Origin of the sequence: Psychrobacillus sp. OK032 (assembly GCF_900111345.1) — a bacterium.
GTDB lineage: Bacteria > Bacillota > Bacilli > Bacillales_A > Planococcaceae > Psychrobacillus.
This window is the reverse complement of sequence record NZ_FOGY01000004.1, coordinates 240,896-256,337: the sequence shown is the minus strand read 5'-3', so window position 1 is coordinate 256,337 and position 15,442 is coordinate 240,896. Positions and strand designations below refer to the sequence as shown.

The 15,442-nt window shown below is 35.9% G+C and carries 15 protein-coding genes; 4 read left to right on the top strand and 11 right to left on the bottom strand.

Features of this window, described 5'->3' with window-relative positions:
* Positions 1–10 precede the first annotated feature (10 nt).
* Together BMZ04_RS10060 and plsY are read right to left on the bottom strand one after the other, a co-directional pair.
* Positions 11–313 carry a HesB/YadR/YfhF family protein gene (locus BMZ04_RS10060; RefSeq protein ID WP_369802648.1) on the bottom strand — a complete coding sequence of 101 codons (303 nt, stop codon included), beginning with the start codon at positions 311–313 and terminating at the stop codon, positions 11–13.
* Positions 314–323: 10 nt separating this feature from the next.
* Entirely contained in the window at positions 324–929 is a 606-nt protein-coding gene (gene plsY, locus BMZ04_RS10055) for a glycerol-3-phosphate 1-O-acyltransferase PlsY (RefSeq protein WP_093269139.1), read from the bottom strand.
* 230 nt (positions 930–1,159) lie between these two features.
* On the opposite strand from plsY, the gene parE reads away from it, so the two are divergent.
* Positions 1,160–3,157, top strand: a complete 1,998-nt coding sequence (gene parE, locus BMZ04_RS10050) for a DNA topoisomerase IV subunit B (RefSeq protein ID WP_218145520.1) — start codon at positions 1,160–1,162, stop codon at positions 3,155–3,157.
* Positions 3,154–5,586, top strand: coding sequence for a DNA topoisomerase IV subunit A (gene parC / locus BMZ04_RS10045; RefSeq protein ID WP_093269131.1), 2,433 nt, complete (start codon positions 3,154–3,156; stop codon positions 5,584–5,586). Before parE ends, parC begins: the two co-directional genes overlap by 4 nt.
* A 377-nt stretch (positions 5,587–5,963) precedes the next feature.
* Here the strand turns inward: parC and BMZ04_RS22360 are convergent, their stop codons facing one another.
* Positions 5,964–6,161, bottom strand: a complete 198-nt coding sequence (locus tag BMZ04_RS22360) for a hypothetical protein (protein WP_177184403.1) — start codon at positions 6,159–6,161, stop codon at positions 5,964–5,966.
* Between the two features lie 146 nt (positions 6,162–6,307).
* Positions 6,308–6,562, bottom strand: coding sequence for a hypothetical protein (locus BMZ04_RS10035; protein ID WP_093269122.1), 255 nt, complete (start codon positions 6,560–6,562; stop codon positions 6,308–6,310).
* A 122-nt stretch (positions 6,563–6,684) separates the two neighbouring features.
* Here BMZ04_RS10035 and BMZ04_RS10030 point away from each other — a divergent pair, with 122 nt between their 5' ends.
* Positions 6,685–7,248 (top strand): copper resistance CopC family protein, encoded by a 564-nt coding sequence (locus tag BMZ04_RS10030; protein WP_093269118.1) that lies wholly within the window; start codon positions 6,685–6,687, stop codon positions 7,246–7,248.
* Positions 7,245–8,351, top strand: coding sequence for a copper resistance D family protein (locus BMZ04_RS10025; RefSeq protein ID WP_093269113.1), 1,107 nt, complete (start codon positions 7,245–7,247; stop codon positions 8,349–8,351). The genes BMZ04_RS10030 and BMZ04_RS10025 overlap by 4 nt, the downstream gene beginning before the upstream one ends.
* A gap of 1,080 nt (positions 8,352–9,431) precedes the next feature.
* On the opposite strand, the gene BMZ04_RS10020 is transcribed toward BMZ04_RS10025, so the two are convergent.
* The 7 genes from BMZ04_RS10020 to BMZ04_RS09990 all read right to left on the bottom strand — a co-directional run bounded on the left by BMZ04_RS10020 (position 9,432) and on the right by BMZ04_RS09990 (position 15,310).
* Positions 9,432–10,145: a hypothetical protein gene (locus BMZ04_RS10020; protein WP_093269109.1), complete on the bottom strand. Its 714-nt coding sequence runs from the start codon at positions 10,143–10,145 to the stop codon at positions 9,432–9,434.
* Between the two features lie 288 nt (positions 10,146–10,433).
* The gene (locus BMZ04_RS10015; protein WP_093269104.1) at positions 10,434–10,661 is read right to left on the bottom strand and encodes a hypothetical protein; all 228 of its coding nucleotides are present in this window, start codon (positions 10,659–10,661) and stop codon (positions 10,434–10,436) included.
* An 849-nt stretch (positions 10,662–11,510) separates the two neighbouring features.
* Positions 11,511–11,888 carry an rRNA methyltransferase gene (locus tag BMZ04_RS10010; protein WP_093269100.1) on the bottom strand — a complete coding sequence of 126 codons (378 nt, stop codon included), beginning with the start codon at positions 11,886–11,888 and terminating at the stop codon, positions 11,511–11,513.
* Complete coding sequence (locus BMZ04_RS10005; RefSeq protein ID WP_093269096.1) at positions 11,872–12,342, bottom strand: LAGLIDADG family homing endonuclease; 471 nt, start codon at positions 12,340–12,342, stop codon at positions 11,872–11,874. Before BMZ04_RS10005 ends, BMZ04_RS10010 begins: the two co-directional genes overlap by 17 nt.
* 26 nt (positions 12,343–12,368) lie before the next feature.
* Entirely contained in the window at positions 12,369–12,683 is a 315-nt protein-coding gene (locus BMZ04_RS10000) for a hypothetical protein (protein ID WP_093269090.1), read from the bottom strand.
* 120 nt (positions 12,684–12,803) lie between these two features.
* Positions 12,804–13,754 carry a polysaccharide deacetylase family protein gene (locus tag BMZ04_RS09995; protein ID WP_093269086.1) on the bottom strand — a complete coding sequence of 317 codons (951 nt, stop codon included), beginning with the start codon at positions 13,752–13,754 and terminating at the stop codon, positions 12,804–12,806.
* Positions 13,755–13,921: 167 nt separating this feature from the next.
* Complete coding sequence (locus tag BMZ04_RS09990; protein WP_093269083.1) at positions 13,922–15,310, bottom strand: amino acid permease; 1,389 nt, start codon at positions 15,308–15,310, stop codon at positions 13,922–13,924.
* Positions 15,311–15,442: the final 132 nt, after the last annotated feature.

Below are 15,442 nucleotides of genomic sequence, written 5' to 3'. Positions count from 1 at the left end.
TGATATTGAATCACGCTTTTTTATACGAATATGCTAACTCATCTAATTGGTGATCCACGTCCACATACAAATCATGCCCATCGAAGTACCATTCATCACGCTCTTCGATAAAAAATAAAATCCCTTCGTTTGTAACGGTTACAACTGGCTCAACTGGCTTATCCTTAGTCATTCCAAGCGAAAAACCTTGCTGTATCGGACTTGACCCACCATAGCGTGCGTAAAAACGAATGGTATCACCGTTAGTTGCTTCCATTTCGTCTTGAAACCATGTTAAAGCATCCTTCGATATAAATATTTTCAAGCTAATCACCGAGCCTTCCTTAAATCCATTTTACTTTCGGTTCCGTTCCATTTTTAATACGTTTAATGTTGGAGCGATGACGATAAAAGATAAAAGCAGCTATTAAGATAAGCATAGCAATTAATGGCCAATCTTTTTCCACTGTGAAATAATAAATAATCGAATAAATTAATGCAATAATAGATAGAATCATGGAAGTTAACGAAACCATCTTCGTCATTTTTAAGATGATAAAAAATCCTACAACTAGTAGTACAAAAAGTGGCCAGTTATACGCAAGCAATATACCACCAGAAGTTGCAACTGCTTTTCCACCTTTGAATTTTGCAAAAATAGGAAACATATGCCCGATCACTGCGATAATCCCAAGAATAAGTGGATGAACATTTACTGTATTAAACACAGATATATAACCTAAAAGTGTTGCCGCCGTACCTTTTAGAATATCCATAATTGTAACAACTAGTCCCGCTTTTTTTCCAAGCGTTCGAAATGTATTCGTTCCACCTAAGTTTCCACTTCCATGTTCGCGAATATCAGTATTGTAAAATATCTTCCCGACCCATAAGCCGGAAGGGATAGACCCGATTACATAAGCAAGTAAAAGTAAAATGATTATTGTCATAGTATGCTCCTTTATTTATGAAACTAAGAATATATTGAACAAATTCAGTTTACCATGTACGCTTAGTTTTGTTCAATGTCAAGAAGGAATAATGTCTCTCAATAGAGAAAGCTAAGTAAGAGTGAGATTGCAATATAATTGATATTTAATTACAATTAAAGTCTGGCTTCTAATTGAGCTATTGACATAATGATTATCTGTTTGTACGCTTAATAAAGAAAAAAGAACGGATGTTTTGTTTTTTGGAGGGAACGTATTTGAGTAAAAATGAGGAAATAACAAGCTACACTGATGATGATATACAGGTATTAGAAGGTTTAGAAGCCGTTCGGAAACGACCTGGGATGTATATAGGTTCGACAGATGCACGAGGCTTACATCACCTTGTCTATGAAATAGTGGATAACTCAGTCGACGAAAGCTTAGCTGGATTCGGAGATCATATTAAAGTGACGATTCATGAAGATCAAAGTATTACGGTACGCGACTATGGTCGAGGGATGCCGACAGGAATGCATAGATCAGGAATTCCGACTGCTGAGGTAATTTTCACTGTATTGCATGCAGGTGGAAAATTTGGACAGGGCGGATACAAAACGAGTGGTGGACTTCACGGAGTTGGTGCTTCAGTCGTCAATGCTCTTTCTTCCTTTGTAGAAGTAATCATTCACCGAGATGGCAAAAAATTCATTCAACGCTTTGAAAATGGTGGGAAAATAGCCCAGTCGTTAAAAGAAATAGGAACAACAAAAGAAACCGGTACGTCTGTACATTTTTTACCCGACAATACAATCTTCTCTACTGTCAAATATAATTACGAAACACTTTGTGAAAGACTTAGAGAATCCGCTTTTCTATTGAAAGGACTTAAAATTGAACTGCTGGATGAACGTACAGAAGCGCATGATATTTTTTACTATGAAACGGGAATTGAAGCTTTCGTTTCTTATTTGAATGAAGAAAAAGATGTGCTTCACCCTGTTTTCTATATGGAAGGTGCACAGGATGCTATTGAAGTGGAGTTTGCATTCCAATTTAATGATGGTTACTCGGAGACTATTTTATCGTTTGTTAATAATGTGCGCACAAGAGATGGTGGGACTCATGAAACTGGTGCAAAAGCTGCTTTGACTAGGGTATTTAACGAATATGCGCGGAAAACTAATTTATTGAAAGAAAAAGACAAAAACTTAGATGGTTCCGATATTCGGGAAGGTATTTCTGCCATTGTTTCAGTAAGAATTCCTGAAAATATATTACAGTTCGAAGGCCAAACAAAAGGAAAACTAGGAACAAGTGAAGCTAGAAGTGCGGTAGATGCGGTAATTTCTGAAAAATTACAATATACTTTGGAAGAAAATTCGGAGTTAACTGCTTCCCTAATACGTAAAGCAATTCGTGCACAACAAGCTCGAGAAGCTGCGAGAAAAGCTCGAGAGGATGCTCGTAGCGGGAAAAAACGTAAACCTTCTGAATTATTATCTGGTAAGTTAACTCCTGCCCAATCGAGAAACGCCGCGAAGAATGAACTTTATTTAGTCGAAGGAGATTCTGCAGGAGGATCTGCAAAACAAGGTCGAGATCGTACGTTCCAAGCCATTCTTCCCCTGCGAGGTAAAGTTATCAATACGGAAAAAGCAAATCTATCAGATATTATGAAAAATGTTGAAATTGCGACGATTATTCACGCTATTGGTGGTGGCGTAGGAGCAGAATTCCAAATTGATGATATTGCGTATGACAAAATCGTCATCATGACGGATGCTGATACGGATGGTGCACATATTCAAGTACTTCTATTAACATTTTTCTACCGCTATATGAAACCGTTAATTGAAAATGGGAATATATATATTGCTTTGCCTCCGCTTTATAAAGTTTATAAAGGTGTAGGTAAAAAAGAAGTGTTCGAATATGCATGGACGGAAAAAGAATTAGAAGCCGCTTCTGGGAGGATTGGAAAAGGGTACATACTCCAACGTTATAAAGGTCTCGGAGAGATGAATGCTGACCAATTATGGGACACTACAATGAATCCTGAAACAAGGACACTCATTCGAGTAACAATTGAAGATGGTGCCCGTGCTGAAAGACATATAACCACACTTATGGGAGATAAGGTAGAACCACGCCGTAAATGGATAGAAGCTAATGTCAACTTCAGCTTAGAAGATGATTCAAATATATTAGAAAATGACAGAATACACACGGAGGATGAATTAGCATGACACAAACCGAACGTTATCAAAATTTGCCATTAGAAGAGGTGATCGGTGATCGGTTTGGACGTTATAGCAAATACATCATTCAAGATCGAGCGCTACCTGATGCGAGAGATGGTCTTAAACCCGTTCAACGTCGTATCTTGTTTGCAATGTTTCAAGAGGGCAATACAAATGATAAACCATTCCGTAAATCAGCTAAAACTGTTGGTAATGTAATTGGTAACTATCACCCACATGGTGATAGTTCCGTTTATGAGGCAATGGTTCGTATGAGTCAGGATTGGAAGCTGCGCCATATGACCGTAGAAATGCATGGTAACAATGGTTCTGTAGATGGTGATCCACCGGCTGCGATGCGTTATACGGAAGCTAGACTTTCGGCTATTTCTCATGAGCTACTACGCGATATTAATAAGAATACAGTTGATTATATTCCAAACTTCGATGATTCTGATTCAGAACCGGTAGTATTACCAGCTCGATTTCCAAATTTAATAGTAAATGGTTCTACAGGGATTTCTGCGGGGTATGCAACGGATATACCTCCTCATGCACTACATGAAGCTCTTGATGCTGTACTGATGAGAATTGAAAACCCTGCTGCAACTGTAGATGAGTTAATGACTGTTATAAAAGGTCCAGATTTCCCTACAGGTGGGATAATACAGGGTGTAGAGGGTATTAAAAAAGCATACGAAACAGGAAAAGGTAAAATTGTAGTTCGATCCAAAACGGAAATAGAAACTATAAAAGGTGGTAAGCAACAAATTGTTGTTACCGAAATTCCTTATGAAGTGAACAAAGCAAACCTAGTGAAAAAAATCGATGAACAAAGACATGATAAACGTCTAGAAGGAATAGCTGAAGTCCGAGACGAATCCGACCGTACTGGTTTACGCATTGTCATTGAAATGAAAAAAGAAGTCGATGCACATGGTATTCTTCAATATTTATTAAAAAATACTGATTTACAAGTGACTTACAATTTCAATATGATCGCAATTCATAATCGCAGACCGACGATGATGACATTGCCATTATTATTAGATTCCTATATCGATCATCAAAAAGAAGTCGTAACTCGTCGTACTGCATTCGATTTAGAAAAAGCGAAGGAACGTTTACATATCGTAGCGGGTCTGATGAAAGCTTTATCGATTTTAGATGAGGTCATTAGAACCATACGGGCTTCCAAAGATAAAAGAGATGCTAAAAATAATTTAATTGCCTCTTACGATTTCTCAGAAGCACAAGCAGAAGCAATCGTTTCTTTACAATTATACCGATTAACAAATACGGATATTACGGAACTACAAAAAGAAGAAGAAACACTAAATGCACTAGTAAAGGAATTAGAAAGTATTCTTGCAAAAGAGTCTGTTCTGATGAAAGTAATCAAAAAAGAACTGTTAGTAGTGCGAAAACAATTTGCAGAGCCACGTAAATCGATAATCGAAGATGAAATTGAAGAAATAAAAGTTACACTTGATGTCCTTATTCCAAGTGAAGAAGTCATCGTCACAGTTACGAAAGATGGCTATATAAAACGAACTAGTGTAAGATCCTTTACCGCTTCCAACGGACAAGATTTTGCTATTAAAGAATCGGATTATATGCTTTTCCAAGCTCCGATTAATACACAGCATCATTTACTATTATTTACGTCCAAAGGAAATTATATTTACCAACCGGTACATGAATTGCCGGATATTCGTTGGAAAGACTTAGGTCAGCATATTTCTAGTATTGTGCCGTTAGATGCCAATGAAACGCTTATTAATGCGATTGGCATTGATTCGTTTGAACAGGATCTATGTGTCCTAACTGCAACTAAAGATGGGCAAATTAAGCGATCATTATTATCGGATTATGTTGTACAACGATATGCGCGTCCGATTAAAACGATTAATTTGAAGGCAAATGATGAGATGATACTTGCACAACTAGTAGCACCTTCCGATGACGTGCTCTTTACGACCCATTTAAGTTATTCTATTCGATTCTCATTAGATGAAGTACCAATTACTGGGGTAAAAACGGGCGGCGTAAAAGGGATTAGTTTAAAAGAGGATGACCATGTTGTGAGCGTAAACATCGTACCTCTAGATAGTCACGATGATATTATATTAGTCACACACCGTGGTGCAGTGAAGAAAATGGCATTGAAAGAAATCGAATCCGGTACACGTGCTAAACGGGGCATTGTTACACTTCGTGAGCTAAAAACAAATCCACATAAAGTGTTCGCAGTTCTATTAACGAATAAAAAAGAGGAACTTGTCATAGAAACGGAAAAAGGGATTCAAGAAGTGATTCAACTGAATACACTACGTCCAGTAGATCGCTACTCAAACGGATCACTGATCATTGATACAGGCAAAGACGGTCAACTCGTTCGAGTATGGAAACAAGCGATTGATCAAAAAGAGTAAGAGAACTTAACTTAGGATGAATCTAAATAAAAAGCATTTCCATTAGGTACTATACCTTTTGTGAAATGCTTTTTTATTTTGTATGCAGTTGGCTAAGCTCATTGCAAAGTTCAACTCAAGCTTAAAATAATCAAAAAATCGAGTAGCCTCAATTATCCTTTCCGAATCTCCTGATACATTCAAGTAAGAGTCTTACTACCTCTAAATAAAAATATTTTAAAAACTTTTCTAAAGATATAGTTATAAACCCCGTCCTCCCTGCAATTTCATGAATAGTATAGCAGAGAAAGGAGGTGATTTTATGTGTCGTAATAATTCACATTGTGGATGTCATCTAAATCGTTGCAGTAATCTTGGGCCATTTACAGCTGTTGATCCTAGATGTATAGAGCCAGATCACGATCACCATCACCATCATCATCATCATCGATCATCATCATCATCATCATCATCATCATCATCACCATCATCATCATCATCATCATCATATTCACCATCATCATCATCATCATCATCATCATCATATTCACCATCATCATCATCATCATCATCATCATCATAATCATAATCATCATCACGCAGGAACTCCCCCAACGGACATTGAGGGTACCGCAAGTGCAAGTATAACTATCGTGTAAACGTCTGTCACTACACACTTTATTCCTTGTGAAGCACACAATTATTTTGGATAGCTCATTGTAGCATTGTCTATATTAAACTTTTACTTGATGAAATAGAGCAATGTTACTAAACAAATACAACTATAATAAGCATAATAAAAAGCATTTCCATTAGGTACTATACCTTTTGTGAAATGCTTTTTGTGTTTTGTATGCAGTTGGTTTAACTTCTCAGTCTTCGTTTTGGACTTTCTTAGATGTGTACTAAAATCTACTTCATTTCGAAACATTGTTACGTCTTTGCCGTTGTTACGCATCTGATGTGCTCGCTTCTTTTGCGCAGCTGATTTTCCCATTTAAATCACTCCTAGTATAATATAGAATTTTACAAAAAAGAAAGATTTCATTCTTTCTTCATAACTATATGGTATAAGTATATAGGCAGCAAGCTAATACATATAAATTTTGGAGGAACAACATGAAGAAAATTATTTTAATGACAATCGCTTGTTTATTTATATTCAGTTCACAAGCTTTAGCACACACAGGATTAGAGAGTTCAAATCCAGCTCAAGGGACTACAGTAACTGAAGCATTGAATGAAATTACACTTACTTATATGACTAAAATTGAGGAAACAGGCTCATTTAAATTAATGAACGCTTCAAATGAATCGATGGATATCGCAAACTTTGCTGTAAACGAAAATGTGATGACAGGTAATGTTGAAGGAAATCTAGAAAATGGACCTTACAAAATCGTTTGGAAAATTGTCGGCATTGATGGGCATCCGATCGAAGGGGAAGTGGACTTCGTATTAAATGCGCCAATTTTAGAAGAAGTAGAGGAAGGTACGGTTACTGAAACGGTACAAGAGTCAGAAACTACAGAACCAGAAGTAACGGAAGAAGAACAAGTTGCAGATGAAACTGCTTCAGCAGAGGTGGAAGAAGATAAAAACAGCAACACAGGACTTATTATTGCAATTATAGTAGTGTTAGCTGCAGCAATATGGTTCATGACACGGAGAAAAAATAAATGATTTTTTTTCTAACAACAATTAGCGAAGCGATTGTTTATACATGCTTCGCCTTGTTAATGGGAAGTTATATTTTTTCTTTATTTCCAGCTGATTTAAAACCAAAAATAATAGTCTCACAGAAAATCAAGCTTTTTGCAGTTGCTGGGATCGCTATTTTTTCTTTTACGCCACTACTAAGTCTAGTCACTTTTTTATATGAGGATCATGGCTTATGGCAAACGCTAAAATCCATTATTTTCACGTTTGGAGTAGGAAGGGCATGGTTATTCTTAGCTATTTTTTCTATCATTTTAGGCTTGTATATTTTCTTCTTTGATAAGAAAACATCTGCTATTTATTCTGTTATTGGCATAATATTGATTTTTGTCTTAATAGCAGGTCTAGGCTGGTCAGGTCATGCTAGTTCCATTTCTCCGGTTAAAGGCTTTATCACTCATTTTACTCACTTTGCATCTGTCGTTGTTTGGGTAGGCATATTACTTATCGTCAGTTGGTTTTCTCGCAATACGGACAATTGGAGTAACTTTTTAAAGTGGTTTCATGTTATGGCCTTGTATTGTTTTGCCATTGTAATGATTACAGGACTTTCGCTCATGAATCTATCAATGGAATGGAGTGCTTATCCAGATTCCTGGATGCTTTCTTACGGTCAAAGCTTGCTCATCAAACATTTGCTCATTATCCCATTGATCGGGTATGCATTCATTAATGGAATTGTCATGAAGAGAAAGTTGAAAAAAGAGGGAAGTTTTGACCCAAGACCATGGACAAGAGTTGAATTCTTTGTTATTTTACTTATTTTCGTAGCCACTGGAGCGATGAGTCAGCAATCTCCACCAAGTAATATAGCCCAAATATTGAGTTCTGAAGGGATTTCTCCTTTATTTGGATTATTCTACGATGGAGCTATCCAACCTAGTTTAAACGCACAATTAGTGCCTAAATTTGATGGTATATTACTAGGGATTGTATCTATTTGCTTCTTTACGGTAAGTATCCTAACTTTTTTCAAAAAAATGCCGCCTTTATTCTCGTTCATCATGAGCATTTTGGTTGTCATTTCTGCATACTTAGCGTTACTTTTAAGCGTGCAAGTTGTATAAACAAAAATAAAAAGCATTTCCATCAGGATATTGACCTTGTTGGAAATGCTTTTTATATTTGTTTTCATTACGTTGTATTTTTTCCTGTCTTGTTTTAGTCATTCGTACATGGGAACTGTTAGAAACAAAAAAGAGTCTTATTGAATTAACGGGTGCTTGTGCGGTCGAGCCTAGGTCGTATCATATAGCGGGTGGGATTCCCGTCGAGAAAGAACTAGCTTTTCACTCGTAGCGGGTCTTGGAGGGCTAATGGCAACATTAGCCTTTAAGCGTATACAATTAGGTGGCGAGTGGAAAGCCAAATGGTTGAAGGGATAGAGCTCGATAATGTTAGTTAATCGAGAGGGCTAATGCCTTTAAATATGCTCCCTGTGTTAGAAACAAATCGGACACTATTTTGAATTGTTTATAATTTATGTCTAACACAGGGAAGCTTTATTATATTTCTCTTCAACTGGATGTGGATGTCGTTGATTATCTAACGGACAATTTAGATAAAAAGGAGAAGATAATAAATTTAAATCAATAATTATCAAGCAGCCTTACTAAAAAGGAAAGGCAGATGCTCTATTCAAAAAATCAGCAGATAATCAAAGTGATGTACTTGGATTAGGCAGAGAATTACTTGCCTTTCATCCATCTATCTATGAAGAGATAAAAGGAGATCATAATTATGAGCATATTGTAGTTAATCAAAGTGATAATTCATATTATTGGAAGTGGAGTTACTTAATAAAAACTTTTGATCATAATAGAGAAGCTAATCCCATGAAAGTAAAAGATATAAAAAAATGCAAAGTAAAAACATACCCTTCACATATTATTCAACACCCTTTGTTTCCAGGGTACTATTTGATCTTAAAAAAGCAAATTTTACATTTAATTTGGTAGAAGTGTGAAGCAGGAGATTGAGGAAAAATTATTAGAAATTAGCGATAGTTCACAAAAAAACACGGGGTTGTCCAGAAATTCAGTTTTCACTAATTTTCCGGATTGGTCTGAAATAATGGAGGCGAGTACTTAGTGATAGATACCAGGTTCTAATACAAATCAGAATTGTTTTAGAACCTGGTGGCATCTTTAATTGAGCTCTACAAAATCTGTGCCATCGCAGAGAAGTAATTTATTATTTGTTGTATTATAATAAACAACCCCAGCTGTTGCAGCACTGCATGCAAATGGGTCAGATGGACTAGTATTTAATTGAATAAAGTTTCCACTAACATTTAAATTCCCGTTAATCATTAAATCGCCATTTAAAGTTCCAGATGTATCTGAACGGAGAAATTGTGTAGAAGAAATACCATTCAAATTTTCCGCATTATGAGCCAGATTAGCAGTGCCTGCGTTTTCAGCAAAGTGCGCTGTGTTAGCAGTGCCTGCGTTTTCAGCAAAGTGCGCTGTGTTAGCAGTGCCTGCATTTTCAGCAAAGTGCGCTGTGTTAGCAGTGCCTGCGTTTTCAGCAAAGTGCGCTATGTTAGCAGTACCTGCATTTTCAGCAAAGTGCGCTGTGTTAGCAGTGCCTGCATTTTCAGCAAAGTGCGCTGTGTTAGCAGTGCCTGCATTTTCAGCAAAGTGCGCTGTGTTAGCAGTCCCGGCATTTTCAGCAAAGTGCGCCAAATCAGCAACATTTGCGTGGTTGGCATTTACACAAGAATGATTTTCACCACTGTTTTCTTGTATAGGTAAACAGGCAACGTCAATAGCTCTAAATGGTCCAGCATTGCAATTGACTTTTCTATGGCCGTCCCATTGACAAACATGCTTTTTATGATTTATATTATTTGAATTCATACTTTCACCTCTCTTTCTTCATTATCCTATTCAAGCAAATATCAGGGCTGACGGGCTATAAACTATTTGATAAGTACAGTTTTCACTTTTAAAGTAAGCTTCTAATAACGAAGTTGTCTATTTTTAAGTCCCCCCAAAACAGGCTGAGAAGAAATGACACGTTTTTCTGGAATTGTTTCTATTTGCTTCTTTACGGTAAGTATCTTATCTTTCTACAAAAAAATGACACCTTTATTCTCGTTCATCATGAGCATTTTGGTTGTCATTTCTGCATACTTAGCGTTACTTTTAAGCGAGCAAGTTTTTTAAACAAAAATAAAAAGCATTTCCATCTGGATATTGTCCTTGTTGGAAATGCTTTTTATATTTGTTTTCTTTTCTTTGTAGTTTTTCCTTTTTAGTTTTCGTCATTCGTACATGGGTGCTAAAGTCGATGTCATTACGCAGTTTTGTCACATCTTTTCCTGTAGTGCGTAGTAGATGTGTTCTTTTTCGTTTGGCAGCTGATTTTGCCATGTAAATCACTCCTCATTTAATTTGTTGTTTCAAGTCATAGAATATATTATTTAAGACCAATAAATAAGTAGTTATCGATAGAGAAACTTTCTGTTAATACAATTTAATTACATCATTCCAGTTATCTTAATACACCTATACACAATTAATGCTCTAGTTTGTCGTATATATGCAGAGTGGTGTGTTCCTCTTCTAAAAGGAATAACTTTAAAGGAAGGCATGATCCTGTTATGGTAGCTAGTGCAATGGAGGGGGAGGTAGGTTGCATGGACACCGTGATTAAGACAGTCTATATTTACTAGTAAATATAGAAATAGATGGGAATATTAATTTAGTTGAATACAGTCCAGTCAGGATTTGAAATAACAACCCTTTTCAGTTTAATTTGACGGACATTTTACTTGAAGCATATAGAAACGGATTTCATCAACTGATAACTCGGAGGAAACAATTCAAGTCCTAAGACTTAAAAAATAATATTAAGAACCATTTAGATATCCCGATCTACCTAATGAGAGGGAAGAAGCGATATTTTTGATATGATGAAATTGTAAGAAAACTAAAACGAATGTTGTGGAATAGTATAAGCTAATAAAAGTTTGCAATGTTTAACGTTTAAAATAAGCTAAGTAAAATGGATAGATTCTTATATATGCAAAATTAAAATGAAACTCTGTTCGATTTTTATAGAAAATGCATTTTCCTAAAGTTTATGCCTAAATCTTAATAAATTTGCAGTTTTTAAATTCCTTCAAATATCTCACTGTTACAAGTATACTTATTCAATGAAACGCAGCTTTGTATAATTTATATTATGACCACATCCCTATTTGAGAGAGTCTTTTTTATTCATTCTATTTCCTTTCTATATCTCCAGTTAGCACTTTTTACATGATTTGTGTCTATGTATGCATAACTAGCCTCTATCACGTCATTTAAATTCAAATTATTTTTCTTGGCAAATAGTCTTAGGTTTGTTATCACTTCTTTATCACAAGTTGTCCGGAACTCTATACGATCCTTAGGACGATTTTTCTTATCAAATATAATTTCATCTGCATTCATAATATTTTCAAAGCCGTTTTCGAGTAAATATCCAATATGCGTGTTATTTTCTTCAGCCATTTTTTTAAGATGTTTAATTAGATTTGAACTAATGCGTGTTTTATATTCACTTCTTGTTTGATCAATTGTTTGTATTAATCTTCCATTAATTAATTTCCACATAATAAATTGTCTCCTTCTCCTTCAACCTTTGGGTTAGTCTTTCTTTTTTTAGATAATTATAGTTATCGTTTGCATGTTCGTAAATGATTTTTGCGAGCTTTGGGAGATCGTCTTTTCCTTTTACCCAAACACGGTATATTATACTCCCTTTTCGGCTGCATTCCGTTGTTATTTCAGTTCTTAGATTCCATGATCTGTAGACATCCAAAAGACCTTTAGCAAAATCTTCACTTCCTGTAGTTACATTCATTACATAACCCTTGTCTTGGACCCATCCATCCCCATCGATTACACCTCTAATAAATGAAGATAAATATTCTTTTGGCACTTCTGGAAAAGGAACTGTCAATGATTTATTTGGAATTATTCCTAGTATAGCAAGATCTTCTTTCATAATCTTTGAATTGATAATTAATGTTGGTGTTGTTTTTGTTTTTCCATACGGAGCTAACACGTAATCTGCCTCCAAATATTTCGCTATCAAATGCAGTATTCTTTCATCTTTTTGAGAGAAATTAATACTGTGGGATTTTTATGCACATGGCCATCCGTAACTAACATTCCTAAAACCCAAGCCATTTCATGTGACCAAACCTTAAAGAAATGTTCATTGACCTTATTCTTTCTTGGTCTACCAGAATATTGTTTTCTGTTTATAGGTACTTTGTGTTTGTATATAACATTCAGTATTGCTACAGAAGTTAGTCCAACTGTTGTCTCCATTTCTTTATATGTCATACCGCTTTTATACATCTCGATAATCATTTCATCGGTTATTCCTCGTTTCCTAGGCATAATTCAATCCCCCCAGAATAGCTTTATATCCATTATACAAACAAATGTTCTTGAAATCAAAAAAAACTGAGAAAATGTGAAATTTCTCTCAGTTGAATATGATCTTCCTCAATCAATCAATCAATCAATCCGTTTTTCACTCATAAGATCACTAACTGTCCCTAGTTGATACCCCTTCGCTTTTATAGTCGATATCATGGAATCTAGACCTTCAGCAACAGGTTCTGTGGGATGCATAAGAATCATGGAACCATTTTCTACTTTCGTTACAACGCGAGTGACCATTTCTGATGGTGAAGGTTTTTTCCAGTCAACCGTATCGACCGTCCATAGGATAGTTTTCATTTCGAGCTCGTGAGCGACATTGATCGTTTCCTGATTAAAACTACCACTTGGCGGTGCAAACCACTTCGGTTTCATCCCTATCGTTGCCTGGATCACATCATTCGTCTTTTTTATTTCTTCTAAAGTTTCGATTCTCGAACGTTGATTAAGATCCGGATGGCTATAAGCGTGGTTACCAATTTCATGCCCCTCTTTACTAATCATCTTAGCTATATCAGGGTTCTTCTTAACCCAACTACCGTCAAAGAAGAATGTCGCTTTGACCTGATGAGTGTTTAATGTTTTAAGAATGGCTGGAATATATTCATTACCCCAGGCAACATTAATTAACAGGGTTACCATTGGTTTTTCTGGATTACCCCTATAGATAGGTTGAGGATCTAAATCATCTAGATGTACATTTGGCGATATCTCTTTATAAACAATTTTGTTTTTATTAAAGACACCTTCTTTTTTCATTTTTTCATAACTTGCTTTGATATTTACAATCAATCCATTGTAGCCAGGGATAGCTTTCCAAACCCTATCCACTTTTGCATCAATCGGCTTTATATCGTGTTGCTTGCTATAGTTTTGAATTTCTTGATAAAGACTGTCCGTTTTAAAATCTGCGGAAGTTAAAAGTACGAAGCTTCCCACCGTTAAAAGGAAAACACTCACAAACATAATAATCTGTAAAGTATACCTTTTCCTTGTTAATCTCCGTCTTGTATTATGTTTTGACATTGCCGCTCCTCCATTTTGAAAGTTTAATGATATTAAGTTTCCCCTTTACTTTAGGACTATACTTGTTCAAATTTCGTTAGGGTGACGGTATGTTCATTACCAAAACAAAGAAATCCCCTGTCTCAACAAAAGACAGAGGATTTCATCACTAAATTAGTAAGTTAACCTTAATTGTTTTCAACTGATGCATTTTCAACAAGAGTTCTTTGTTTCCCCTTCGTGTTCCTAACCATATAAATAACAATCAGCATTAGAAACCATACAGGCGTTACGAACAACGCAACACGAGTATCTGCTGCAAGTGCTAAAATGACAAGAACAAATGCAAGGAAAGCAAGAATCAAGTAATTCGCAAATGGGTAAAGCGGCATCTTGAATTTGTTTAATTTAGCTAAATTAGGTCTTGTTTTGCGATATTTTAAGTGACAAATGACCGTAATTCCCCATATAAAGATAAAACATACGGTAGAAATACTTGTGATAAGTGTAAACACCCCTTCCGGCATTACATAGTTCAAGACAACAGCTATTAGAATAATAATTGTTGAAAAGAATAATGCATTGGAAGGAACTTTATGAGTAGTCAATTTTGTAAATGGTACGGGTGCGTTGTTATCTTTTGCCAGTGAAAACAACATACGGCTTGTACTAAATATGGCACTATTACATGCGGAAGCTGCAGATGTTAACACAACAAAATTGACAATACCAGCAGCCGCAGCAATACCTACTGCCACAAAGACTTGAACGAATGGACTTTCCATTGGATTGATAGCATTCCATGGATAAATACTCATAATGACAATAAGTGCACCGATGTAGAAGATTAAAATCCGAATCGGGATATTATTAATTGCTTTTGGGATGACTTTTTCCGGGTTTTCTGTCTCCCCTGCTGTCAATCCAACAAGTTCAATTCCGACAAACGCAAACACTACCATCTGAAACGAGAGAATAAAGCCATTCATTCCATTTGGGAACATGCCCCCATTACCCCAGATATTCGAGAAGCTGGATGCACCTGCATCGGTTGAAAACCCTTTAATAATCATGAAAATACCGATAACAATTAATGCTAGAATGGCAATGACCTTTATTAGTGCGAACCAAAATTCCATTTCTCCAAAAAGCTTTACAGTTGCAAGGTTCATAAATAGCAAAATAACAAGTGCGATTAATCCGGGCATCCATTGTGGTACTTCGGGAAACCAGTATTGCGTGTAGAGTCCTACCGCGGTTAAGTCTGCCATTGCAATAGAGATCCAACAGAACCAATACGTCCATCCCGTAATGAATGCAGCCATATTACCCAAATAATCTTGTACGAAATCTACAAAAGAATGATAGTTTAAATTCGATAGAAGTAATTCACCCAGTGCACGCATGATTAAAAAACAAATGATACCTGTTATTAAATACGCAAATAATATCGAAGGTCCTGCTAAGTGAATAGATTTACCTGCTCCAAGAAATAATCCCGTACCGATTGCCCCACCAATAGCGATTAACTGAACATGTCTGTTTTTTAAACCTCTCGCTAGCTGTTGTTCTTGCATATAACTTCCTCTCCCTCTGTTACTACATATTTTAATTTTTCTAATATTTGAGAATTTTTGTATAAACAATATTCTAGCACAATACAAGTATATTCGACAATAACCAAAATCTCATAGTTTCAAAAATAGATA